This window comes from Microbacterium sp. NPDC003461 (assembly GCF_053588335.1).
Genome location: NZ_JBSFPT010000008.1, coordinates 61,558 through 84,609, shown reverse-complemented (window position 1 = coordinate 84,609; position 23,052 = coordinate 61,558). Strand labels below are relative to the sequence as shown.

The 23,052-nt window shown below is 73.2% G+C and carries 20 protein-coding genes; 13 read left to right on the top strand and 7 right to left on the bottom strand.

Translation table 11 applies throughout. The features are described from left to right. Positions 1-115 precede the first annotated feature (115 nt). The 3 genes from ACWDR7_RS05445 to eccD are packed head-to-tail and all read right to left on the bottom strand — an operon-like array spanning position 116 to position 4,110. Positions 116-1,357 carry a S8 family serine peptidase gene (locus tag ACWDR7_RS05445; RefSeq protein ID WP_449853907.1) on the bottom strand — a complete coding sequence of 414 codons (1,242 nt, stop codon included), beginning with the start codon at positions 1,355-1,357 and terminating at the stop codon, positions 116-118. Continuing rightward, positions 1,354-2,745, bottom strand: a complete 1,392-nt coding sequence (gene eccB, locus ACWDR7_RS05440) for a type VII secretion protein EccB (RefSeq protein ID WP_449853906.1) — start codon at positions 2,743-2,745, stop codon at positions 1,354-1,356. The genes ACWDR7_RS05445 and eccB overlap by 4 nt, the downstream gene beginning before the upstream one ends. 3 nt (positions 2,746-2,748) lie before the next feature. Further along, positions 2,749-4,110 (bottom strand): type VII secretion integral membrane protein EccD, encoded by a 1,362-nt coding sequence (gene eccD, locus ACWDR7_RS05435; protein WP_449853905.1) that lies wholly within the window; start codon positions 4,108-4,110, stop codon positions 2,749-2,751. A 191-nt stretch (positions 4,111-4,301) separates the two neighbouring features. Between eccD and ACWDR7_RS05430 the strand changes: the two genes are divergently transcribed. The 8 genes from ACWDR7_RS05430 to ACWDR7_RS05395 all read left to right on the top strand — a co-directional run bounded on the left by ACWDR7_RS05430 (position 4,302) and on the right by ACWDR7_RS05395 (position 9,998). Further along, positions 4,302-4,613: a WXG100 family type VII secretion target gene (locus ACWDR7_RS05430; protein WP_449853904.1), complete on the top strand. Its 312-nt coding sequence runs from the start codon at positions 4,302-4,304 to the stop codon at positions 4,611-4,613. A gap of 23 nt (positions 4,614-4,636) precedes the next feature. Beyond that, entirely contained in the window at positions 4,637-4,921 is a 285-nt protein-coding gene (locus ACWDR7_RS05425; RefSeq protein ID WP_449853903.1) for a WXG100 family type VII secretion target, read from the top strand. An 83-nt stretch (positions 4,922-5,004) separates the two neighbouring features. Further along, a complete protein-coding gene (locus tag ACWDR7_RS05420) occupies positions 5,005-5,337 on the top strand; it encodes a hypothetical protein (protein WP_449853902.1) in 333 nt (110 codons plus the stop codon). A 59-nt stretch (positions 5,338-5,396) separates the two neighbouring features. Next, on the top strand, positions 5,397-5,609 hold the full coding sequence (locus ACWDR7_RS05415) for a hypothetical protein (RefSeq protein ID WP_449853901.1): 213 nt from the start codon (positions 5,397-5,399) through the stop codon (positions 5,607-5,609). Beyond that, positions 5,606-6,460 (top strand): S8 family serine peptidase, encoded by an 855-nt coding sequence (locus ACWDR7_RS05410; protein WP_449853900.1) that lies wholly within the window; start codon positions 5,606-5,608, stop codon positions 6,458-6,460. The genes ACWDR7_RS05415 and ACWDR7_RS05410 overlap by 4 nt, the downstream gene beginning before the upstream one ends. Before the next feature lie 160 nt (positions 6,461-6,620). After that, positions 6,621-8,039, top strand: coding sequence for a S8 family peptidase (locus ACWDR7_RS05405; RefSeq protein ID WP_449853899.1), 1,419 nt, complete (start codon positions 6,621-6,623; stop codon positions 8,037-8,039). Between the two features lie 83 nt (positions 8,040-8,122). Next, positions 8,123-8,467 carry a hypothetical protein gene (locus ACWDR7_RS05400; RefSeq protein WP_449853898.1) on the top strand — a complete coding sequence of 115 codons (345 nt, stop codon included), beginning with the start codon at positions 8,123-8,125 and terminating at the stop codon, positions 8,465-8,467. A gap of 1 nt (position 8,468) precedes the next feature. Then, entirely contained in the window at positions 8,469-9,998 is a 1,530-nt protein-coding gene (locus tag ACWDR7_RS05395) for a hypothetical protein (RefSeq protein WP_449853897.1), read from the top strand. Between the two features lie 89 nt (positions 9,999-10,087). Here ACWDR7_RS05395 and ACWDR7_RS05390 read toward each other — a convergent pair whose 3' ends face one another. Then, positions 10,088-11,476, bottom strand: coding sequence for an RDD family protein (locus ACWDR7_RS05390; RefSeq protein ID WP_449853896.1), 1,389 nt, complete (start codon positions 11,474-11,476; stop codon positions 10,088-10,090). After that, positions 11,473-12,807: a hypothetical protein gene (locus ACWDR7_RS05385; RefSeq protein WP_449853895.1), complete on the bottom strand. Its 1,335-nt coding sequence runs from the start codon at positions 12,805-12,807 to the stop codon at positions 11,473-11,475. Before ACWDR7_RS05385 ends, ACWDR7_RS05390 begins: the two co-directional genes overlap by 4 nt. A gap of 98 nt (positions 12,808-12,905) precedes the next feature. Between ACWDR7_RS05385 and eccCa the strand changes: the two genes are divergently transcribed. The 3 genes from eccCa (at position 12,906) to rocD (ending at position 19,041) form a co-directional block, all read left to right on the top strand. Next, entirely contained in the window at positions 12,906-16,874 is a 3,969-nt protein-coding gene (gene eccCa / locus ACWDR7_RS05380; RefSeq protein ID WP_449853913.1) for a type VII secretion protein EccCa, read from the top strand. A gap of 122 nt (positions 16,875-16,996) precedes the next feature. Continuing rightward, positions 16,997-17,866: a dimethylargininase gene (gene ddaH, locus ACWDR7_RS05375; RefSeq protein WP_449853894.1), complete on the top strand. Its 870-nt coding sequence runs from the start codon at positions 16,997-16,999 to the stop codon at positions 17,864-17,866. Beyond that, positions 17,863-19,041, top strand: a complete 1,179-nt coding sequence (gene rocD / locus ACWDR7_RS05370) for an ornithine--oxo-acid transaminase (protein WP_449853893.1) — start codon at positions 17,863-17,865, stop codon at positions 19,039-19,041. The genes ddaH and rocD overlap by 4 nt, the downstream gene beginning before the upstream one ends. 6 nt (positions 19,042-19,047) lie before the next feature. Here the strand turns inward: rocD and ACWDR7_RS05365 are convergent, their stop codons facing one another. Together ACWDR7_RS05365 and ACWDR7_RS05360 are read right to left on the bottom strand one after the other, a co-directional pair. Further along, positions 19,048-20,409, bottom strand: coding sequence for an MFS transporter (locus ACWDR7_RS05365; RefSeq protein ID WP_449853912.1), 1,362 nt, complete (start codon positions 20,407-20,409; stop codon positions 19,048-19,050). A gap of 5 nt (positions 20,410-20,414) precedes the next feature. Then, positions 20,415-20,927 carry a MarR family winged helix-turn-helix transcriptional regulator gene (locus tag ACWDR7_RS05360; RefSeq protein ID WP_449853892.1) on the bottom strand — a complete coding sequence of 171 codons (513 nt, stop codon included), beginning with the start codon at positions 20,925-20,927 and terminating at the stop codon, positions 20,415-20,417. 83 nt (positions 20,928-21,010) lie between these two features. On the opposite strand from ACWDR7_RS05360, the gene ACWDR7_RS05355 reads away from it, so the two are divergent. Continuing rightward, positions 21,011-21,868 (top strand): alpha/beta hydrolase, encoded by an 858-nt coding sequence (locus ACWDR7_RS05355; RefSeq protein ID WP_449853891.1) that lies wholly within the window; start codon positions 21,011-21,013, stop codon positions 21,866-21,868. A 100-nt stretch (positions 21,869-21,968) separates the two neighbouring features. Next, the gene (locus tag ACWDR7_RS05350) at positions 21,969-23,018 is read left to right on the top strand and encodes a lipoate--protein ligase family protein (protein ID WP_449853890.1); all 1,050 of its coding nucleotides are present in this window, start codon (positions 21,969-21,971) and stop codon (positions 23,016-23,018) included. Positions 23,019-23,052: the final 34 nt, after the last annotated feature.

Below are 23,052 nucleotides of genomic sequence, written 5' to 3'. Positions count from 1 at the left end.
CTCATGGACCACAAGGTGCCGATGTTCGAGTTCATGATCGACCGGCGGATCGCCGGGCGAGCGGCACCCGCGAAGCGGGTGCCCGAGCGGCGCAGATCAAAAAAGGACAACGCGTTCAGCGGCGGCGGACGGGACGGCGCGTGCCGAGGCGGCCGATGACGAGCGCGGTGAGCGAGACCGCCACGCCGCCCGCGAGCGTCCAGGCCACGATCTCCCTCGCGCCGGCGAGCGGATCGCGGGGCGCCTCGATGCGGATCTCGCTGTCGTCGATGACGACGTCGGCCGGCCGTTCGTACGTGGGCGAGTCCGGGCCGGGCACGCCGCCGTCGTCGACGAACGCGACGGCCTCGTAGGGGCGCGCCTCGCCCCAGCCGACGGTGTCCTTGCGCGCGTCGGGCGTGGTCCGCAGCGCCGTCGCCATGATCCGGTGCGCCCACTGCTCGGGAGATTCGTCGGGGTGCGCCGACGCCACGAGCGCCGCGATGCCCGAGACGACCGCGGTGGCCCAGCTGGCCGACACCTCGTCGCCCAGCGACGTGTCGCCGCCACCGCACCACGGCGCGAGCAGCCCCTGGCCCGGCGCCACGACGTCCACGTGCTCGCCGGCGAACGACGCCCCGAAGTCCCACTCCCCGGCGAGGGTCACCCCGCTCACGCCGAGCACGCCGTCGTACGCGGCGGGGTAGCGCACGCCGTCGGCGTCGTCCTCGCTCGTGCCGCGGTTGCCGGCGCTGGCCACGATGAGCGCGCCCCGGTCCTGCGCGTACTGCACCGCACCCTGGATCTCGCCGCTCGGCGCGGCCTGCGAGAGCGAGAGGTTGATGATCTGCGCGCCCTGATCGGCCGCGATCCGGATCGCGTTCGCCACCGAGGCGGCGGAGGGGCCCACGTTCTGGTCGTCCTCGGTGGAGGGCACCTGGAACGCGCGCAGCGGCAGCACGGTCGCGGCGGGGGCCACGCCCACCACGTCGGAGCCGTCGATCCTGCGCGCCGCGATGAGACCGGCGGCCGCCGTGCCGTGCCCGTACAGGTCCGATCCGGGGTCGACGGACGGGTTCTGGCCGGGGGCGGGGGCGAACGTCGTCTGCCCGCCCGCGAGCGCGCCCCGCAGGTGCGCGTTGTCGGCGTCGACGCCGCTGTCGACGACGGCGACCGTCACGCCCTCGCCGCGCGTGACCTGCCAGGCCTTCTCGAGTCCCAGCCGCTCGACGAGCGAGTTGCCGGAGCCCTCGATGAGCGGCTGCGCCTGCAGGCACGGCTCCTCGGTCTGCGCGACGGCCGGCTGCGCCGGTGCGACCGCGAGCCCGCCGACGGCGAGGGCGACGGCCAGTGCGCCGATCGGCCCGCGCCGGCTCACGAGCCCTCCGAGGCCACCACTCCCGTGGCGTCCTGACTGAGCTCGGGGCCGATGGGGAACAGCCGCGCCCAGCCGGCGGGGACGATCACGATGTCATCGCGCGCGTACCCGAGCCGCTCGACGTCGGCGAAGGTCGCGATCGGGAAGTACACGCCGTTCTCGGAGATGTAGCCGAAGGCGTCGCCGCCGCCGGCCGACACGGCGTCGACGAGGGCGCCGCCGCCGGGCTCGACGACGGGGCCGGGCGTGAGGTCGGCCGGAGCGGCGCTCACCGTCACGGTGGGGCGCAGCACCTCGGCGCCGTCGGTCGCCGGGAACTCCGAGGGCTCCATGCGCACGCACGTCGCCCCCTCGGCCGGGGCCGCGAGGTAGGTGGGCCAGTCCTCCGGGATCGCGCTCTCCTCCGAGATGAGCGGTCCCGCCTCGGTCACGCTCATGGTGACCGGCTCCTGGAGCGTCGGATCCTCGCTCACCGACATCGCGGCGAGCTCGCGCGCGAACGCGTTGAGGCGCACGAGCCGCGAGTCGTCGGTGACGATGTAGTCGCCCGTCACGGCGCCCTCCGCGTCCTGCGTCTGCACCATCTGCCCGACCCGCAGGTCCGTGTCCTCGGCAGGCTGACCCAGGCGGTCGAACGAGAGGGCGCGCAGCGGCGTGCCCTGGTCGAGCAGGTTCAGCCAGTTGGCGTTGACGGTGCGCGGCTGGTGCGTCACCTGCAGGGCCAGGCTCATGGCCTCGACCTGCGCGGGGATCTCGTACCGCATCGATCCGGTCACGTAGTACGCGGTGCCGGCCGGGTCGAGCACGATGTCGGCGACGGGGGCGGTGCCGGGCACGCCGGCTGTCGCGATGCGGGTGGACGGAGCCGCCTCGATCGGGTTGCCGTCCTCGCCGTAGACGGTCTCGCCCGCGATCGCGCGGCCGATCTCGTCCGAGACGCACGAGGTCCAGGCGGCGTCGATCAGGCGCTCGGCCTCGGGCAGCGCGTCGGGGGCGTCGGCGATCCCGATCGGGGCGGACTCGCGTGGCATGCCGGCCAGCTGATCCGCCGTCACCTCGAGGATGTCGGACGATCCGGTCGCGAGCCGGGCGCTGGCGAGGTTGAGGAAGGGGTAGAGGGTGCCGTTGATGGCGACGTACCGCGTGCCCTCGCCCTTCACGACGACCACCGAGGCGTCCTTCCAGCCGTCGGGGAGCGTGCCCGTGAACGAGCCGACGACGAGGGTGCCGACCGCGGTCAGCACGGCCAGCGCGAGGCCGACGACCACGCCGCGCAGCGGCTTCGCCGGCGCCAGCTCACGCCCGCCGGGGGCGCCGCTCGTGAAGGCCGTCAGCAGTCGCCGCCGGCTGAAGCGGTGCGCCTGGATGAGCTCCTGCTTCGACGCCATGCGTCAGAACCACCCGCCCACGAGGATCGCCAGCGGCGGCAGCAGCGCGATCGTCACGATCTCGGCCGGGTCGGCGACGCGGTCGAGCCAGAGACGCTTCTTCGGGGCGAGCAGCCCGAGCCCGATCACGGCGGCGGCCACGACCGCGAGCACGATGATGAGCCCCGTGCTCCAATCGGGGAACGCGGTGACGGCGACGAAGACCGTGAGCACGGCGCCGACCATGGCGGTGGCCGTCACCGCGACGATGTCGGCGCGCGAGAACACCTGTCGCACGCCCAGCACGAGGGCCACGTACGTGAAGACGGCCAGGGCCAGGCCCGGCAGGCCGGATGCGACGACGGGGGCGGTGGCGAGCAGCGCGATCGCGCCCGTCGCGATCCGCAGCGCGACCTGGAAGCGGTGGCCCATGGCGTAGCGCTCGGCGACCTGCGCGCGCGAGACCTCCGCGGGTGCGGCGTAGATCTCCGAGTCGTCGCGCGCCGACGCGACCCGCAGCGACGTGGATGCCAGCGCGAGCCACGGGATGCCGAGGCCGGCCATGCCGGCGGCGGCGAGGGCGATCGCGAGGATCGACGCCGGCGCGGCGCCGGTGAGGAAGACGACGAGGCCCGACAGGCCCATGACGCCGCCGACGACGAGGGGGATGAGCGAGTACTCGCGCGGCTTGGACACGAGCAGCATGGCGACGCCGCCGACGAGGGCGGCGCCCGCGCCCGCCAGGGCGGTCGGCAGGCCCCAGCCGGGAGCCACGCCCAGGGCGGTGAACCCCGCGACGGCCGCGTGCAGCGCCGCGACCTGCACGAGGGCGACCGGCGCCTGCGGCGGCGTGCCGATCTTCTCGAGCACGGTCGCGCAGATGAGCAGCAGGACGGCGGCCAGCCCGGTGCCGATCGGCGCGATGAGCGAGTGCTCGCCCGCGAGCTCGGCGACGAGCACGGGCAGCGCCGCCACGGTCAGCAGCACCGACGCCGTCACGGTCGTGGTGGTCACGGTGTCGGCGGGCGTCCAGGGCTTCGCCTGCTCCTCGACGACGTCGGCGACGGCCTCGACGATGTCGTCGTAGGTCTTGGGCGGGGTCGAGTCGGCGCCGACCTGCAGCGCGATCACATCGCCGTCCTGCACCCGCTGCGCCACGAGCGAGCGGTCGGGGTCGAGCCGCTCGCCGTCCGAGCGCACGAACCAGTAGCCGGCGTGCGCGTCGACGGGGTCGAGCACCCGCAGGCGCTGCGCGACCGACGGCACGATCTCGGCGACCGGGACCCCGCCGGGAAGCGCGACGTCCACGCGGCGTTCGCCTGACTGGATCGTGAGCTTCAGCAGCTGAGGCGCCGCCACTGCGGTGCCTCCGTCGCGTTCGTTCATCCGCTCCCCTGTGTCCCAGCGCCGCACTCAGTATAGGGACGCGTCCGATGGGGAGTGGTACCCATTGGTCCGCCTTGGGCGTCTCTGTATGGTGGGTCGCGTCGCCGGGCATCCGGTGATGGTTCCCGTAGGGGGGATCCGAGGGGTCCATGACCGGGTGACATACGTCGCCCCAGAACTTGGAGATGAATATGGCCAACGAGGTTTCCGCCGCAGATGGTGCTATTGAGCGCGGCGCTCAGATCGTCGCGCAGGCGAAGATTCAGTTGAACACCGACATCACGCAGCTGGAGGGCAAGCTCGCCGGCATCGGCGCGTCGTGGCAGGGTTCCGCCGCGACGGCCTTCACGTCGCTCATGCAGGCCTGGCGCGCCCAGGCCAAGAAGATCACCGACAACCTCGACGCGTTCGAGGCCAACCTCAAGTCCTCGCAGGTGGGCTACACGACGTCCGACGACACGTCGGCGTCGGCGATGAGCAACCTTCAGAGCCGTCTGGGCTGACCGGAACCTAGGGAGAGAGAATCATGACCTTCAAGGCGAACTTCGGTGGCATCGCCACCGCCGCGGCCGACATCTCGTCCGGCGCCAGCACGATCGAGTCCCACCTGGCCGACATGGACCGCGCGCTCGCGCCGCTCCGCTCGGACTGGTCGGGTTCGGCGTCCGAGTCGTACCAGATCGCTCAGCGCAACTGGAACCAGGCGATCGCGGACATGAAGATCCTGCTGACGCAGATCGGCCAGCAGGTGCAGCGCGACGGCGAGCAGTTCCAGCAGACGGAGCAGGCGAACGCCAAGCGCTTCGCCTGAGCCTCAGGCTGACCAGATGGGCGGTGTCCGCGTGAGCGGGCGCCGCCCATCTTCGCGTCCGGCGCCGGACGGGGCTCGGACGCGTGGCATCATCGGCGCGCGAGCGCGAGACGGGAAGGCGGCCCATGAAGGGTGAGCTGGCGTATGGGGCGGCCGTGATGGCCGCGGCGCTGCCGACGCTGCTTGCGACGGCGGCCACGGAGTCGGATTCCCTGTGGTACTCCCGGTGGGGGAACAACCGCCCGTCCGACGAGGCGCTGTTGATCGGCGCGATCGGTGGCGGGGTGGTCCTCCTCGCCGTCATCGTGCTGTGGACGGTCGTCCTCCGTCGTGCGCGCCGGAAGCGATGGGAACGTCAGGAGCGGGCGGCGCGGGAGTCCTCCGCGCCACGCCAGGCTCCGGAGGGATCGAGATGAGCGTGCGCACTGGGCGTCGCCCCCGCCGAACGGGGCGGATGGCGGCTGCTGCTGCGGGCGTGATGCTGCTGCTGCTCGGTGCGGCGGCGCCGGCGGGTGCGGCGTCGGACGACGAGAGCGGTCTGTGGTGGTACACGGATGCCGGGGTCGCGGACGCGCACGCGGAGGCGACGGGTGAGGGCGTGAGGATCGCGCTGATGGATTCGCCGGTGAACGCGGATGCGCCGGCGCTGGCGGGCGCGAACATCCGTGCCCGATCAACGCCGGCGTGATCGTCACGGCGGCGCACGACAACTTCGGCGATGTGTACCCGCCCGGTATGGAGGTGTCCACCTTCAACGGTGTCGTGGGCGTGGAGACGCACGGTCCCGGTGGTTCGCGGGATGAGCCGGTGGTGTCGCCGTCGGTGGCGATCGTGGCTCCCGGCGACACTGTGCTGACGTATCGGCGCGGCGACGCGGGCGCGTGGGACGAGCCGCAGCTTCTGGCGGGGACGTCGTTCGCGTCGCCGTTCACGGGCGGAGCCTTGGCGCTGGCGATGGAGAAGTGGCCGGAGGCGACGTCGAATCAGATCCTGCAGTCGATGATCCACACGGCCTCGCACGCGAACCCGGATCCGGTGCACACGGACGAGGAGGGGTACGGGTTCATCGACGTGCCGCGACTGCTGGAGACGGACCCGACCCAGTTCACCGACGAGAACCCGTTCATTGCGGCCGAGGGCGTGCCGACGCCCGCACAGTTCGAGGCCGGCGTGTTCTCGAGCGAATTCGGTGAGTACCCGATCGATCCGCCGATCGGGGAGGCCCCCGCTGCGGGGCCCGTACCGGGCGAGGGCAGCGATGACGGTGCCGGCTCGGCGGGCGAGCCGTTCCCGATGGGTCTGGTGCTGGGGCTGCTCGGTGGCGGGGTGGTGCTGGTCGGGGTGATCGTGCTGGTCGTGGTGCTCGCCGCGCGCCGCAAGCCGCGGCAGTCGGTGCCCGGTCCGCACCCGCCGCAGGGATACTACGGCGGCCAGCCGCCGCAGGGCGAATACCCGCCGCCCGCCTACGGGCAGCAGCCGCAGGGCCAGTACCCACCTCCGCCCAGGCCGCCGCAGGCGCCGCACGGGCAGGGCGGGTAGGAGCGTCCGATCGTACCGGCGGTGTCGCGCGGTCGCGATGGGCACGGCTGCCCGCCCCATTCGCGGGGGAGTTGGGTAGGTTGCTCATGACGGCGTGCCGGCACTGCTCGTGCGATGCGGGTCGCCGGGACGTCTGTCGCGTGAGCGGAAGGGTGGGCGCGTGAAGCGTGGTGTGAGGCGGATGACGGCGGCCGCTGCGGGTCTGGTGTTGCTGCTGGGGGCGGCGGCGCCGGCGGGTGCGGCGTCGGACTATGAGAGCGGCCTGTGGTGGTACACGGATGCCGGGGTCGCGGCCGCGCATGCGGAGGTGACGGGCGAGGGCGTGACGATCGCGCTGATGGACACGCCCGTGAATGCCGATGCGCCGGCGCTGCGGGGAGCGAACATCGTCGGCGCGGGCGCTACCGAGTGCGCCTCGGGGGAGGAGGTGCCGATTCTGGATGATGGCGCCACCGCGCAGCACGGCACGGATGTCGCGACGATGCTCGCGGGCAACGGCCAGCCGGTGGGCGGAAACCCGGGCATCCCGGGCGTTGCAGCGGGCGCCGAAGTGCTCGTGTACACCGCCGTGTACGGCCAGGGAGATGACGTGCCCCTCTGCGCGACAGACGAGGAGTACAGCGTCCAGAACGTGCGTGACGCTGTCGAGCGCGGTGCCGACATCATCCTCTTCACGAGCGGGCAGGGCGTCGACGGGCAGTTCGCAACCGCGCTGATCCAGGCCGTCAAGGCGGGTGTGATCGTTGTCGCCTCCAATCGCAACGCGGGAGCGGATACGAACGAGCTCGGCGATGGCAGCACCACCGCCTCGTTCAACGGCGCCGTCTCGGTGGAGAGCTTCGGCCCCGGCGGCGTGAGGGACGACCCCGTGATCGCGCCGTGGCTCACGATCGTGTCTCCGGGCGACGGCTCGCTGACGTATCAGCGCGGCGATGCGGGCACCTGGGACCGGCCCATGCTGATGAGCGGCACGTCGCTTGCCGCGCCGTTCACCGCAGGCAGCCTTGCCCTGGCGATGCAGAAGTGGCCGGAGGCGACGTCGAATCAGATTCTGCAGTCGCTCATCCACACGGCCTCGCACGCGAATCCCGATCCGGTGCACACGGACGAGGAGGGGTACGGGTTCATCGATCTGCCGCGTCTGCTGGCGACGGACCCGACCCAGTTCCCAGATGAGAACCCGCTGATCACCGCCGAGGGCGTGCCGACGCCCGCGCAGTACGAGGCCGGCGTGTACTCGGGCGAATTCAACGAGTACCCGATCGATCCGCCGATCGGGGATGCCCCCGCCGCGGGAGCCGACTCTGATGAGGGCGCCGGCGGCGGCTCCGAGGGTGAGCCGTTCCCGATGGGTCTGGTGCTGGGGCTACTCGGTGGCGGGGTGGTGCTGGTCGGTGTGATCGTGCTGGTCGTGGTGCTGGCCGCGCGTCGCAAGCAGCGGCAGCCGGTGCCTGGGCCGCACCCGCCGCAGGGCTACTACGGCCAGCCGCCGCAAGGCTCATACCCGCCGGGGACGTACGGGCAGCAGCCCCCACCTCCCGGCGCGGGGGCGAGCCCCGGGGCGCAACCGCCTCGCTGACGCAGAGTGGGTAGTTCTCTCCATAGGCATGGAGCGGGCCAGCCCCTAGCATTGCCCACGTTGGACGAATCGGGGAGGGAACGATGAGTCAGGAACTCGGCGCGGATCGCGATCAGATCGCGGATCAGGTCAGCAGGCTGAACGAGCTTGCGGAGACGATCACCTTCGCGCGTGGAGAGTTGAGCGGCGCAGACGCTCAGCTGACGGCGACGGTGTGGGCGAACGACCAGATGTCGCAGGACTTCCGCGCACGGTTCACCAAGAACATGTCAGCGGGTGTGCAGCTTCTCTCCGAGGCGCGGGCAGAGGCTCTGTACATCGCGGAGCAGCTCCGCGCCGCGCTGGAGGACGTCGAAGACGCCGATGCCGCCATGGCGCAGGAGTTCCTTGCCGCGGTGAACGCCACGATCGACACACTGGAGGCCTGAGATGGCGGGGACGAATGAGGAGCGCCTCCGCGCTCTTGCGGCGACGTATCACAATGGCGACGCGCGCGAGGCGCTCAGCAACCGGGTGTACGACACGAAGGCCGCTCTGGACGATGTGGTCACTGCCATCCGCAATGTGCGGAGCGCTCCCGGCTTCACGGGGAAGATCGCGGACGCATCCGGCGATCGGCTCGACGCGCTGGCGGCGAAGCTCGAAAATCTGAGGACGAATCTGGGCAGTCACACCCCGGCGTGGACCACGGCCACGCGCGCGTTCGGCGACGCCGCTGCGGCGCTCGAGTCGTTGCCCGGTACCGACCTCTCGGAGAGCGATCGCAACACGATCGAGATCGCCCTCAAGACTGGAGGCACGGTTTTCGCGGGGCCGCTCGGGTACGTCGCGGGCGACATCGCGGCGGACTGGCTCATCGGCGAGAATGAGCGACGGCGGGAGGAAGCGGCGGCCAGGGCGCTCGGTGAATTCGAGAGGGGCATGAACAACGCCCGAGCCTCGCTGCCGGAGCCTGTCGACACTGATCTTCCGCCGCGGGATGCCCCCGATCCGATCCCCGGTCCGACCCCTGAGCCGATCGGCACCGGCGGCACCGGCGGACTGCTGGGCCCCGGTGGCGGGTACGGCGGCGGCGTGCCGGGCGGCGGCGGATACGGCGGCGGTCAGGTGCGGCCGATGGATCCGATCCACGGCGGCACGTTCCCGCAGACCCCGTCGACGCCGACGGTCCCGACGCCTGGTCAGACGCTTCCGGACTACCCGCTTCCCTCGCCGACCGTTCCGTCGCTACCCGGGCCGGGAGGCACGGTTCCTCCCGGCGGCATCGGGATCGGCGACATCGAGGGCGGCCCCATCCGCATCGACGGCGGCCTCACGCCCGGCGCGCCGACGGTGCCCGGTGCGGGCGGCATCGGCGGTGGTCTCGGCGGCGGGATCGGCGGTGGCGTCGGCGGCGGCGCGAACGGAGGCGGCGTGGGCATCGGCGCGGCCCTCGGCGGCGGAGCGATCGGCGCCGGCGTCGCGGCGCGCATCTCCGGCGGCCCCGGCATCTTCGGCGGTGCGGGCGCCGCCGGCGCAGGCGTCGGCGGTGCCGGCGCGGGAGGCGCCGCGGGCGCTCGCGGTGCCGGCGTCGGCGGCGTGGGCGCGGGCGGCGTGATGGCTGGCGGCGCGGCACCCGGTGGCGGCAACGGCTCGCGCGCACCGCGAACGCGCGGCGGGCTCAGCGGCAAGGCAGGCCACGGCGGCGTGCTGGGCAACGGCGGAGCCGCGGGTCGCGGTGGCGCCGGAGCCGCAGGCACGGGCGGCGCGGCCGGCGCGGGCGCCGCCGCGCGCGGCGCGACCGGCGGCGGAGTCATGGCCGGCGGTGCGGGCGCGGGCAGCGACCGCAAGAAGAGGCGCGACTCGCTCGACCTGATCGCCATGCAGCTTGACGAGGAAGAGGTCGTCACCGACCTCGGCGCCCTCGGCCGCTCGGGCGGTCGCGGCGACGACAAGGACCGCGACGAGCTCGCCTGGTGACGTGAGCAGAAGGCCCGGGACCACGTGGTCCCGGGCCTTTCTCATGCCCGTCGGGCGCGGCTCCTGGCCTCGTGCGGACCGGGGGTGGGTCAGCCCCGGTGCTCGACGATGCGCACGGTGTGCGAGCCGATGATGAGCTTGGAGTCGGTGGGCAGCGACACGCGCTGGTGCGACGTGAGCGTCGTGGAGCGCCCGTCGGGCAGCTCGAGGATCGAGCCGTTGCCCGATCCCAGGTCCTCGTACCAGAGCTGACCGTTCGTCACGCCGAAGCGGCCGTGCGAGCGGGAGACCGAGCGGTCCTCGTCGGGAACGGTCACGAGGAGCGCGTCGGGGTGCTCGTCGGGCGCCGACGGGCGGCGGCCGATGTAGCCGAGGCGGTCGACGGGGGTCACCGTGCCGTCGTCGGTGCGGAACGCGGGCACGGGCCCGGAGGGCGCCGAGGCGGCGCCGGACGAGGAGCGCCGGCGTCGCTCGGGCTGTCCGAAGCGGGTGACCGCCTCGCGCGGCAGCATGGTGTGCAGCGGCAGCCCCGCCTCCTCCTCGGTGCGGGCGCTCTGCTCGGCCACCGGCTCCTGAGGCAGCGACCGGCGCCGCGCGGGCGGGCTCGCGTCCATGGGGGCGGCAACCGCCGGCGGGACCGCGGGGGCCACGGCCGCCGTCGGGGCGGGGGAGGCCGTGGGCTCGGGCGCCGGGGGCGGCGGCGGAACGGGCGGCCGCGCGGGCCCCGGAGGCGGGACAGGCGCGCCGCCCGCCGGCGCGACGAGCGCGGGCGCCGGGCCGCGGGTTCCCGCACCCGCCGCCCGCGGGGTCGTGCCCCCGGCCGGGCGGCCGGTGCCCTGCGTGCCGCCGTAGGGCGCGGCTCCCGGCGGCACCGCGCCGTATGGGGCGGCCGCGCGCGAGGGCGGCTCCTGCTCGGCGGGCACGAACTCGGTGCGGCGCACGTCGATCACCTGCAGGTCGCCGATCCGGTCGTGCCACGCCTGCCGCCGGCGCGAGCGATCCGCCATGACGGTGAGCAGCAGCACGAGAGGTCCCACCACGACGAGGTGCGAGGCGCCGAAGACGAGCGCGCGCGGGAAGGCGCGCGGCGCCCCGGCCGACACCGCCGTGCCGGCGCGCACCGTGCGCAGGCCGAGGGCGAGCTGGCCGAAGGTGGATCCCGTGTGCCCCTCCCACACGGCGAGGCCGACGAGGATCTCGGCGGCCACGATCACCGTGACGAGCACCGAGCCCGTCAGCAGCCAGGAGCCGACCGTGACGACGGCCACGACGGCGAGATCGATCAGCCATGCGGCGATGCGGGGCCCCGGCCCCGCCGCCGCGGGGACCTGCACGAGCGAGCGCGGGGTGTCGAACGTGGGGTAGCGCGGCGGCGCCGCCTGGGCGCGCGCCGCGGGCGGCCGCGGCGGAGCGGGCGGCTGGGCGCCGCGCGCCTGCCGACGCGACGGGTCCTGAGGGGGTGCGGAGCCGATCGTCATGCGATCCTCCTGCCGATCTCGTCGATGATTCCGGAAGCGTAGAGCAGCACGGCGGGCGTGAGGGCGACGAACGCGACCTCGAGCATGTCGCCCGTGCGAGACCAGCCGAGCGAGCGCCATCCGGCCTGCGCGGGTCGGATCAGCAGCACGGCGATCAGGCCGCACACGACCAGGGCGAGCGCCAGGAGCAACGGCAGCAGCGGCCACAGGGGCGCGGCGTGGAGCACGAGCGGCACGAGGGTCGCCGTGGCGCCCACCCCGGTGGCGACCTTGGTGATGCCGCGGTGCGCGGTGCGCGACGTCAGGCCGAGGAAGGCGGCCACGCCGGCGACACCGCCGAGAGCGCACCAGGCGGCGACCGTGCCGGCCGGCACGGCGTCGAGCAGCGCCCACGCCGAGACGGCGGAGATCGCCGCGAGCAGGATCGCGCCCGAGTCGCGGCGCCTTCCGGCCTCGCGGATCGTGCCGGCGATGTCGTCGCGCGCCACGCGCCGCGGCGGCCGCGGCATGGTCTCGCGGACGCCGGGCGCATCGCGGATGAGGAACGGCATGTCGAGCAGATCCTCCTCGTCGATCGGCACCGATGCGGGCGTGAGGGCGCGGAACGCGAGCGGCACGGCGCCGAGCAGCAGCGCGGCGGGCGTGTGGGTGGGCAGCGCGAAGAGGAAGCAGACGGCCAGCACGGCGGCGGTGACCGTCCAGGTCACGGCCGAGATGCCCGTCACCGGCAGCACCGGCTGCCGTCGCAGCAGGCCGTAGCCGTGGCGCAGGCACGCGGCGGTGGCGGCGCACACGGCCCCGACGGTGAGCACGGCCTGCGGCGACGCGGTGCCCGAGCTCGCGACGGCGCCTGCGGCGAACGCGACGATCGGCACGAGCATGGCGCGCACATCGTTCTCCGCCGCCTCGGGGTGGAAGGCGAGAGCGCCCGCGCCGAGCGCGAGTGCCGCCGCGGCGACGGCCGCCCACGGCGTCTGCGGCTGGAGGACCGCCGCGATCGTGAGTGCCACGGCCAGCGTGACGAGCACGGCCACGCGCACCGCGGGGTGCCCGCCGGCCCGCGCCCTGCGGCGCTGCGCCTCGTCGGCGGCCCGCGAGGCGTCGGCCGCGGCGGCCGTGTCGAACACCCACAGCAGCGAGCCGTCGGACAGGCCTTCGCCGACGGGCTCGTCGAGGGGCAGCGGATCGCCGGCGGGGCCGATCACGCCCATGCGCAGCGGGTCCAGTCCCGACGCGCGCAGCAGCTCCCGGACCGTGACGTCGCTCGGCACGGCGAGGTCGCGCCTCCGGCCCGACCCCGCGAGCACGAGATTCACGCTCGTTCCCGCCACGCTCTCGATCCGATCCTCGAAGGCGTGTGCAACCGCGACCCGCCTGGGGCCATACTATGGCAGGGTCGTCCGGGCAGGAGGGGGAACCACACGTGAGCATGCCGGCGCCGACCAAGCGTCCGCCGCAGGCACCGCCGGGTGGCCAGCTGATCATCCAGCCACCGCCCGAGCTGCCCAAGCCCGAGGGCATGTCGAACACCCTCATGATGGCGCTGCCCATGGTGGGCAGCATGGGCGCCATCGCCCTGATGTCGTTCAATCAGGGCGGCGACCCGATGCGCACCTACCTCATGGGCGGCATGTTCCTGTTCATGGCGCTCGCCATGGTCGGCGGCAACATCTGGCGCCAGAAGGCGACGCACGCCGAGAACGTGCTCAACACCCGGCGCGAGTACCTCGCATACCTCTCCGAGACGCGCGAGGTGGTGCGCGAGACGGCGCGCCGCCAGCGCGAGTTCTCCGAGTACGTGCTGCCCGATCCCGAGGCGCTGCCCTTCATCGCGGAGGAGGGCTCGCGCGTGTGGGAGCGGCGCGCGGACCAGGCGGATCAGTACATCGTGCGGATCGGCACGTCGGTGCAGCCGCTGTCGCTCGACCTCGAGGAGGCGCCGGTGCCCGCCCTCGCGCAGCTCGACCCGGTCAGCGCCTCCGCCGCGCACAGCTTCGTGCTCACCCACGAGGTGCAGCCCGGGCTGCCGCACGCCGTCGACCTCCTCTCCACCTGCCGCATCGAGATCGCCGGATCGGAGGCACGCGCGCGCGGCCTCGCCCGCGCGATGATCGCGCACCTGACGACGTTCGTGCACCCGTCGCAGCTGCAGGTCGCCGTGCTCGCCGCGCCCGACGCGCTCCCCTACTGGGAGTGGACGAAGTGGCTGCCGCACGCCCACTCGGCGCGCGAGCGCGACGCCGTCGGCCCCGCCCGCCTCGTCGGCGCCACGTGGGCCGACATCGAGGGGCTCGTCGACGCCGGCATCTCGGAGCGCCCGCGCTTCGCGCCAGGCACCACCGTCTCGGGCCACCACCTCCTGCTCGTCGTCGACGGCGGGCACCTGCCGGCCGGCCACCCGATCGCCTCGGAGGACGGCGTGCACGGGGTGACCGTGCTCGACCTGCCGCAGACGTGGGGCGAGCTGACCGACCCGCACACGCTGCGCCTGCTGCTCGCCGAGGCATCAGGGCACGAGATCATGCACATCGCGCGCCGCGGCGTCTCGCCGCACCCGGCCGTGCCCGACCGCATCAGCGTGAGCGTCGCCGAGGCCACCGCCCGCCGGCTCACCCCGCTGCTCGAGGTCGCCGAGGAGACCGGGGCCGGTCCGAAGAAGGCCGTCTCGGCCGAGCTGACCGACCTGCTCGGCCTGCCGGACGTGCGCGACTTCGATCCCGCCGTCGCGTGGCGCCCGCGCCGGGCGCGCGACCGCCTGCGGGTGCCCATCGGCCTCACCGTGGACGGCCAGCCGATGATCCTCGACATCAAGGAGTCGGCCCAGCAGGGCATGGGCCCGCACGGCATGCTCATCGGCGCGACCGGATCGGGAAAGTCCGAGGTGCTGCGCACCCTCGTGCTCGCGCTGGCCATGACGCACTCGTCCGAGGACCTCAACTTCGTGCTCGTCGACTTCAAGGGCGGCGCGACGTTCGCGGGCATGGCCGACATGCCGCACGTGGCGGCGGTCATCACCAACCTCGGCGACGACCTCACCCTCGTCGACCGCATGCAGGACGCCATCACGGGCGAGATGGTGCGCCGCCAGGAGCTGCTGCGCGACGCGGGCAACTTCGCCAACGTGGCCGACTACGAGAAGGCGCGCAAGGGCGGCCGCACCGACCTCGCGCCGCTGCCGGCGCTGTTCATCGTCGCCGACGAGTTCTCCGAGCTGCTCGCCGCCAAGCCCGACTTCACCGAGCTGTTCGTCGCGATCGGCCGCCTCGGCCGGTCGCTGCAGATGCACCTGCTGCTGTCGACGCAGCGGCTCGAGGAGGGCAAGCTGCGCGGCCTCGACTCGCACCTGTCGTACCGGATCGGTCTGAAGACGTTCTCGGGGGCCGATTCGCGGGCCGTCATCGGCGTGCCCGACGCCTTCGAGCTGCCCGGCGGCGGCGGCCACGGCATCCTGAAGTCCGACGCGTCCACGCTCACGCAGTTCCGCGCCGCCTACGTGTCGGCGCCCCCCAAGGCCCGGCGGCGCACGCAGCGCAGCGCCGATCAGCCGGTGCGCGACGTCAAGGTGCAGCAGTTCACGGCCGCCCCCGTCATCGCGCCCACGCAGGCCGCGGACGACGCCGAGGCGTACGTGGACCCGAGCGAGCCGGCCGAGACGCGCGTCACCTTCGACATCGCCGTCGAGCGCATGAAGGGGCAGGGTCCGGCCGCCCACCAGGTGTGGCTGCCACCGCTCGAGACGCCGCCCACGTTCGACGAGCTGTTCGGCGACCTCGTCGAGGACCCCGCGCTCGGGCTCGTGTCGCCGTCGTGGCGGCGCCGCGGCCGCCTTCGGCTGCCGCTGGGCATCGTCGACCGCCCGCTCGAGCAGCGCCGCGAGGTGCTGGAGCTCGACCTGTCGGGTGCGGGCGGGCACGTCGCCATCGTCGGCTCCGCGCGCAGCGGAAAGTCGACGATGGCGCGCTCGATCGTCGCGGGCCTCGCGCTCACCCACACCCCGGCCGAGGTGCAGTTCTACGTCATGGACTTCGGCGGCGGCACGTTCACGCCGCTGTCGCGGCTCGCGCACGTGGCCGGAGTCGCGGGGCGCAACGAGCCCGACGTGCTCCGCCGCATGTACTCCGAGATCCTCGGGATCCTGAACGCGCGCGAGCAGTTCTTCAAGGCGCACAGCATCGACTCGATCGAGACCTATCGGCGCTGGCGCGCCGAGGGGCGCGTCGACGACGGCTACGGCGACATCTTCCTCATCGTCGACGGCTGGCCGACCCTGCGGGCCGAGTTCGACGAGATGGAGTTCGAGATCCAGGCGCTGGCGGCGCGCGGCCTCACCTTCGGGCTGCACATCGTCGCGACGACCGCGCGCTGGATGGACTTCCGCACGCAGATCCGCGACACGTTCGGAAGCAAGCTCGAGCTGCGCCTGGGCGACCCGATGGACTCGGAGATCAACCGCAACATCGCCAAGAACGTGCCCAGCGAGCGCCCCGGCCGCGGCCTCACGATGAGCGGTCACCACATGATCGGCGCGCTGCCGCGCGTCGACGGGGTCGCCGACGACGACTCGCTCGCGGAGGGCGTCGAGGACCTCGTCGCCCGCGTCGGCGCCGCGTGGAAGGGTCGCCCCGGCCCGAAGCTGCGCCTGCTGCCCGAGATGCTGCGGCTCGACGACCTGCGCGCCGCGGCCACCGACGAGCGGCTGCAGCGCTCGATCCTGCTCGGCATCGACGAGGCCGCGCTCGGCCCCGTCGGCTTCGATCCGCGCGCCGACTCGCACCTGTACCTGTTCGGCGATTCCGGATCGGGCAAGACGTCGTTCCTGCGCGGCATCGCCGGCGAGGTGCGCCGGCTCTACACGCCCGCCCAGGCGCAGATCTTCATTGTGGACTACCGCCGCGCGCTGCTGGCCGAGGTGCCGGAGGACTACCTCGCCGGCTACTACACGACCGCGGATCAGGCGACCCAGGAGATCGCGGGCCTCGCGCAGTACCTGCGCAACCGCCTGCCCGGCCCGGATGTGACGCCCCAGCAGCTGCGCGACCGCTCGTGGTGGTCGGGCGCCGAGGCGTTCGTGCTCGTCGACGACTACGACCTCGTCGCCACGGCGAGCGGCAACCCGCTCGCCGCGCTGCAGCCGCTGCTGGCGCAGGCCGCCGACGTGGGCCTGCACGTGATGTTCGCGCGTCGCATCGGCGGCGCCTCGCGCAGCCTCTACGAGCCGGTGACGCAGACGCTGCGCGACCTGGCAGCGCCCGGCATCATGCTCTCGGGCCCCACCGAGGAGGGCGCGCTGATCGGCAACGTCAAGCCGCGTCCCGCGGTGCCGGGCCGCGCGCAGTACATCTCGCGCGACCGCGGCAACCTCGTGCTGCAGCTGGCGTACTCGCCGCCCACCGTGTGAGACGGGGGTTCGCAGCGGGCGCGTGGCAGAATGTGTGCGGCGTGCATTCGCGTAGGTGTTGAGTCACTCCGCAGTGCCCGAGGACAGCGTCCGCCGCCCGTTTTCACGACGAGGAGCGATCCATGTCCCAGATGTCCGTCGCCGTCGCGCCCGCCTCCGAGCGCACGCAGCACCCGCGCCGGTACCTGATGTGCCGGCCCGAGCACTTCACGGTGTCGTACTCGATCAACCCGTGGATGGAGCCGGCCAACCCGACCGACACGGCGCTCGCCGTGCGGCAGTGGCAGAAGCTGTACGACACGTACGTCGAGCTCGGCCACGAGGTCGAGCTGATCGATCCGGTCCCCGGCCTGCCCGACATGGTCTACACCGCCAACGGCGGCTTCGTGATCGACGGCGTCTTCTACGCGCCGCGCTTCCGCTTCGAGGAGCGTCAGGGCGAGGAGCCCGCCTTCATCGAATGGGCGCGCTCGCACGGCTTCGAGGTCGTGCTGCCGGAGTTCACGAACGAGGGCGAGGGCGACTTCCTGCTCGCCGGCGACGTCGTCCTGGCGGGGCGCGGCTTCCGCTCGACCGACGACAGCCACGCCGAGATCGCGCGCGTGTTCGACCGCGAGGTCGTCTCGCTCACGCTCGTCGACCCGCGCTTCTACCACCTCGACACCGCGCTGAGCGTGCTCGACCCCGTCGTCGCGCCGGGCCAGACGCCCACGATCGCCTACCTGCCCGGCGCCTTCGACGACGCCAGCCGCGCCGAGCTGGAGCGCCGCTTCCCCGACGCGATCCGCGTCGCCGACGCCGACGGCGCGGTGTTCGGCCTGAACTCGGCCAGCGACGGCCGCAACGTGTTCATCTCCCCGCGTGCCACCGGCTTCGAGGCGCAGCTGCGCGAGCGCGGCTACAACCCGGTGCTGATCGATCTGTCCGAGCTGCTGCTCGGCGGCGGCGGCATCAAGTGCTGCACGCTCGAGCTGCGGGGCGGCGCCCGATGACGGCCGAGCCGCACGTCGCGCGCAACTACAAGCCCCTGCCCGTCACGATCGCCTCGGGCGAGGGCGCGTGGGTGACCGACGTCGAGGGGCGCCGCTACCTCGACCTGCTCGCGGGCTACTCCGCCCTCAACTTCGGGCACGGCCACCCCGGCCTCGTCGCCGCGGCGACGGAGCAGCTGGGGCGCGTCACGCTCACGAGCCGCGCGTTCCGCTCGGATCGCCTCGAGCCGTTCGCGGCCGCGCTGGCCGAGCTGTGCGGCAAGGACCTCGTGCTGCCGATGAACACGGGCGCCGAGGCCGTGGAGACCGGCATCAAGGTGGCCCGCGCGTGGGGCTACCGTGTGAAGGGCGTGCCCGCCGACCGCGCGAAGATCGTCGTCGCGCACGGCAACTTCCACGGCCGCACGACGACGATCGTCGGCTTCAGCGACGACCCGGACGCGCGCGACGACTTCGGTCCCTACGCGCCGGGATTCGCCGCCGTGCCGTTCGGCGACGCCGCGGCGCTGGCGGCGGCGATCGACGACGACACCGTCGCGGTGCTGCTGGAGCCGATCCAGGGCGAGGGCGGCGTCGTGATCCCGCCCGAGGGCTACCTGCGCGAGGTGCGCGCGCTCACGCGCGAGCGCAACGTGCTCTTCATCGCCGACGAGATCCAGTCGGGCCTCGGGCGCACCGGAGAGACGTTCGCGTGCGACCGCGAGGGCGTCGTGCCCGACGTGTACCTGCTCGGCAAGGCGCTGGGCGGCGGCATCCTGCCCGTCTCGGCGGTCGTGGCCGACGAGGACGTGCTGGGCGTGATCCGCCCGGGCGAGCACGGCTCGACCTTCGGCGGCAACCCGCTCGCGGCGGCCGTGGGCCTGGCGGTCGTCGAGCTGCTGCGCGAGGGCACCGTTCAGGAGCGCGCGCGGGCCCTCGGCGAGCACCTCGGCACGCGTCTCGACGCGCTCATCGCGCACGGGGTGGCGGGCTACCGCCGCGCCGGGCTGTGGGCGGGCGTCGACATCGACCCCGCGTACGGCACGGGCCGCGAGGTCGCCGAGTCGCTGCTGGCCCGCGGCGTGCTCGTGAAGGACACGCACGGCCAGACGATCCGCATCGCCCCGCCTCTGGTCATCCGCGCCACCGAGCTCGACTGGGCCGTGGAGCAGCTGCAGGTGGTCCTCGCCCGCTGACGCGGGTCAGGCGCGGCGCGGGGCCGGCTCGGCGTCCGGATCGTCGTCGGCGATCGAGATGGGCGTCGTGCTCGCGATCTCCTCGCTGAACTCCTCGGGCCCGGGTCCCGGCTTCGTGATGACGGGGATCGACACGGTCTCATCGATCGAGAAGCCGAGGCGGCGGTGCTCGTGGCGGTGCATGCGCCCCGACGCGATGAGCCACGTCAGCCCGATGAGGCACGAGATGAGGCCGCCGAGGGCGCCGGTGTTGATCGCCGCGCGCGGGCCCCACTCCGCCGCGATCCAGCCGACGATCGGCGCGCCCACGGGCGTGCCGCCCATGAGGATGGCCATGTAGATGGCCATCACGCGCCCGCGCACGGCGGGCGGTGTGGTCGTCTGCACGTAGCCGTTCGCGGTGGTGAGCATGGTCACGGTGGCGAAGCCGATGCCGACGATGACGATGGCGTAGAGCGAGTAGGTGGGCATGAGCGACGACAGGAACGCGATCGCGGCGAAGCCCCCCGTCGCGGCGATGACCACCCGCATCCGGGCGCGATCGCGGCGCGCCGCCATGAGGGCGCCGGCCAGCGATCCGATCGCGATGATCGAGCTGAGCAGGCCGAAGCCGTCGGCCTCCCGGCCGAACTCGAGCGCCATCGTCGAGGCGTAGATGGGGAAGTTCATCGCGAGCGCCCCCATCAGGAAGATCATCACGAAGATGACGATGAGGTCGGGCCGGGTGCGCACGTAGCGGAACCCGTCGCTGAGGCGCGAGCGGTTCTTCTGCTCGGCGCGCGGCTGCAGCTCGTGCGTGCGCATCAGCAGGAGGGCGGTGATCATCGCGAGGTACGTCGCGGCGTTCAGCAGGAACACCCAGCCCGATCCGATCGCGACGATGAGCACGCCGGCCACGGCCGGGCCCAGCATGCGCGCGCTGTTGAACGAGGCCGAGTTGAGCGCCACGGCGTTCGAGGCGAGCTCGTGCCGCACGATGTCGGTCACGAAGGTCTGCCGAGCCGGGTTGTCGAAGGCGGCGACGATGCCCATCGCGAACGCGAAGGCGTACATCATCCCGAGCGTCATGAGGCCGCTCAGCAGCAGCACGGCGGTCGCGACCGAGAGCACGCCCAGCAGCAGCTGCGTGACGATGAGCAGCAGGCGCCGGTCGAAGCGGTCGACGACCCAGCCGGTGACGCCCACGAGCAGCAGCGGCGGCGCGAACTGCAGCGCCATGGTCAGGCCCATCGCGCCCGCGTCGTTGTCGGTGAGGTAGGTGAGCACCACCCAGCTCTGCGCCGTCGACTGCATCCACGACCCGATGTTCGACACGAGGGCGCCGAGGAACCAGACCCGGTAGTTGAACGAGGCGAAGGAGCGGAACATCGCGTTCACGGCCGGCCTCCGTCCTGCGCGGCCTCGCGACCCGGATCCGCCGGATCGGGCGCGGCCTGCGGCTCGGCGGCGAGGCGGGGGTCGCGCTCGACCTCGCGCAGGATGATCTCGGCGGCGCGGCGCATCACGGCGCGGTCCTCGGGCGGGAGCCCGGCGAGCACGCGGCCGAGCCATTCGTCGCGGCGGCGCGTGGTCTCGGCCACGACGGTGCGGCCGGCTTCGGTGATGGCGATGACGACGCGGCGCCGGTCGGCCGGATCCTCGGTGCGCGTGAGGTAGCCGAGCTCCTCGAGCCCGTTCACCGTGCGGTTCATCGACGGCGCGGTGATGCCCTCGCGCGCGGCGAGGGCTGAGAGCGTGTGCGATCCGAGGGTGTTGAGATGGGCGAGGACCGCGAACTGGCCGTCGGTCATCTCGGCGACCGCGCGCTGCTGGCGCATGCGGCGCGAGAGGCGGAAGGTCGCCGCGCGGATCTCGGAGGCGTCGGAGGAGAGTGATTCGTTAGCCATTCGAATCATTAGCCTAGCTCATTAGCTTTGCTAACGGAACCCGGATATCGCCGTGCCGGTTCGGGGGCGATAGGGTGCCACTCATGCCCGAGTTCATCGACGCGCACGGCGTCGCGATCGTCTACGACGTCCACGAGCCCGAGGGCGCGCCGCGCGGGGTCGTGCAGCTGCTGCACGGTGTGGGCGAGCACGCGGGACGCTACGCGCACGTCATCGAGGCGCTCACGGGCGCGGGCTTCGTCGTGTATGCGGACGACCATCGCGGCCACGGCCGCACCGGCATGAAGCAGCACGGCGACGCGCGCCTGCTCGGCAGGCTCGGCGTGGGCGGGCACCCCGCCGCGCTCGCCGCGGTGCGTCGGCTCAGCGGCATCATCCGGGACGAGCGTCCCGGCCTGCCGCTCGTCCTGCTGGGGCACTCGTGGGGGTCGTTCCTCGCGCAGATGCTCTTCGATGCCGATCCCGCGGGCTACGACGCCGTCGTCCTGAGCGGCTCGGCGCTGCGCTGGCCGGGCTCCCTCAACGCGGGCGACCTGAACGCGCGCTGGCGGGGACCGCAGGCGAACGGCCTCGAGTGGCTCTCGACCGATCCGGCCGTCGCGAGCGCGTTCCACGCCGACCCGCTGACGACCGCCACGCCGCTGCGCAAGCTCTTCGGTCTCGTCGACGGTGCGCGCCTGTTCGGCCGCCCCCGCCGAGGGCTGCGCGAGGCCGCCGGGCGCGACGTGCCGATCCTGCTGCTCGTGGGCCGCGACGACCCGGTGGGCGGCCCGCGCTCCGTGCACCGCCTGGCCGACGCCTACCGCACCCGCGGCGGCTTCGAGGACGTCACGACCCTCGTCTACCCCGACGCCCGCCACGAGATCGTCAACGACGCCAGCTGGCCGCAGGTGCGCGCCGACCTGCGCGCCTGGCTCGACGCGCGCTTCCCCCCGCGCTGACCCCCCCACATCCGGCGAGACAGCATCCGCGCGCCGAGACAGCGTGCAGACGCCGCTGTCTCGGCGCCGGGTTGCTGTTTCGCGGTCGTAGGGTGGGAGCATGCACGGTGAGTTCAAGGTGCCAGGGGGCAAGCTCGTCGTCGTCGACCTCGACGTCGTGGACGGCAGGATCAGCGGCTTCCACCTGGCGGGCGACTTCTTCCTCGAGCCGGACGACGCGCTGCTCGACATCAACGCCGCCGTGAACGGCCTGCCCGACACCGCCGACGTGCCCCAGATCGCCGCCGCCGTGCGCGGCGCGCTGCCGGAGGGCGCGCAGCTGCTGGGCTTCACACCGGAGTCGGTGGGCACCGCCGTGCGCCGCGCGCTCGTCACCGCCGCCGGCTGGCGCGACTTCGAGTGGGAGATCGTCGACGACCCCGCCGTCTCGCCCATGATGAACCTCGCGCTCGACGAGGTGCTCACCGAGCGCGTCGGCGCCGGCGAGCGCAAGCCCACGCTGCGCATCTGGGAGTGGGACGAGTCGGCCGTCGTCATCGGATCCTTCCAGTCGTACCGCAACGAGGTGGATCCGGATGGCGCGGCGAAGCACGGCTTCCAGGTCGTCCGCCGCATCTCCGGCGGCGGCGCCATGCTCATGGGCGCCGAGCAGATCATCACGTACTCGCTCTACGTGCCGGCCTCGCTCGTGGCGGGCCTGACGTTCGCTGACTCGTACGCCTACCTCGACGACTGGGTGCTGCAGGCGCTGCGCTCGGTCGGCATCGACGCGACGTACCAGCCCCTCAACGACATCGCGAGCCCCACCGGCAAGATCGGCGGCGCGGCGCAGAAGCGCCTCGCGAACGGCGGCGTGCTGCACCACGCCACGCTCAGCTACGACATCGACGGCCAGGTGCTGACCGAGGTGCTGCGCATCGGGCGCGAGAAGCTCAGCGACAAGGGCACGGTCTCGGCCGCCAAGCGGGTGGATCCGCTGCGCAGCCAGACGGGCATGCCCCGGCGGGCGATCATCGACCGGTTCATGGAGACCTTCGCCGCCTACACGGGCGCGACGCGCGGATCCGTCTCGGCCGAGGAGTACGCGGCCGCCGAGGAGCTCGTGCGCACCAAGTTCTCGACCGACGCCTGGCTGCACCGCGTGCCCTGAGCGCGCGGGCGTGTCGGCGCCGCATCGGCGCGGG

Coding starts and splice junctions, on each gene's coding strand:
- eccB (WP_449853906.1), bottom strand. CDS start 2,745: ATGGCGTCGAAGCAGGAGCTCATCCAGGCGCACCGCTTCAGCCGGCGG.
- eccD (WP_449853905.1), bottom strand. CDS start 4,110: ATGAACGAACGCGACGGAGGCACCGCAGTGGCGGCGCCTCAGCTGCTG.
- ACWDR7_RS05430 (WP_449853904.1), top strand. CDS start 4,302: ATGGCCAACGAGGTTTCCGCCGCAGATGGTGCTATTGAGCGCGGCGCT.
- ACWDR7_RS05425 (WP_449853903.1), top strand. CDS start 4,637: ATGACCTTCAAGGCGAACTTCGGTGGCATCGCCACCGCCGCGGCCGAC.
- ACWDR7_RS05400 (WP_449853898.1), top strand. CDS start 8,123: ATGAGTCAGGAACTCGGCGCGGATCGCGATCAGATCGCGGATCAGGTC.
- ACWDR7_RS05395 (WP_449853897.1), top strand. CDS start 8,469: ATGGCGGGGACGAATGAGGAGCGCCTCCGCGCTCTTGCGGCGACGTAT.
- ACWDR7_RS05390 (WP_449853896.1), bottom strand. CDS start 11,476: ATGACGATCGGCTCCGCACCCCCTCAGGACCCGTCGCGTCGGCAGGCG.
- eccCa (WP_449853913.1), top strand. CDS start 12,906: ATGCCGGCGCCGACCAAGCGTCCGCCGCAGGCACCGCCGGGTGGCCAG.
- ddaH (WP_449853894.1), top strand. CDS start 16,997: ATGTCCCAGATGTCCGTCGCCGTCGCGCCCGCCTCCGAGCGCACGCAG.
- rocD (WP_449853893.1), top strand. CDS start 17,863: ATGACGGCCGAGCCGCACGTCGCGCGCAACTACAAGCCCCTGCCCGTC.
- ACWDR7_RS05365 (WP_449853912.1), bottom strand. CDS start 20,409: ATGTTCCGCTCCTTCGCCTCGTTCAACTACCGGGTCTGGTTCCTCGGC.
- ACWDR7_RS05360 (WP_449853892.1), bottom strand. CDS start 20,927: ATGGCTAACGAATCACTCTCCTCCGACGCCTCCGAGATCCGCGCGGCG.
- ACWDR7_RS05355 (WP_449853891.1), top strand. CDS start 21,011: ATGCCCGAGTTCATCGACGCGCACGGCGTCGCGATCGTCTACGACGTC.
- ACWDR7_RS05350 (WP_449853890.1), top strand. CDS start 21,969: ATGCACGGTGAGTTCAAGGTGCCAGGGGGCAAGCTCGTCGTCGTCGAC.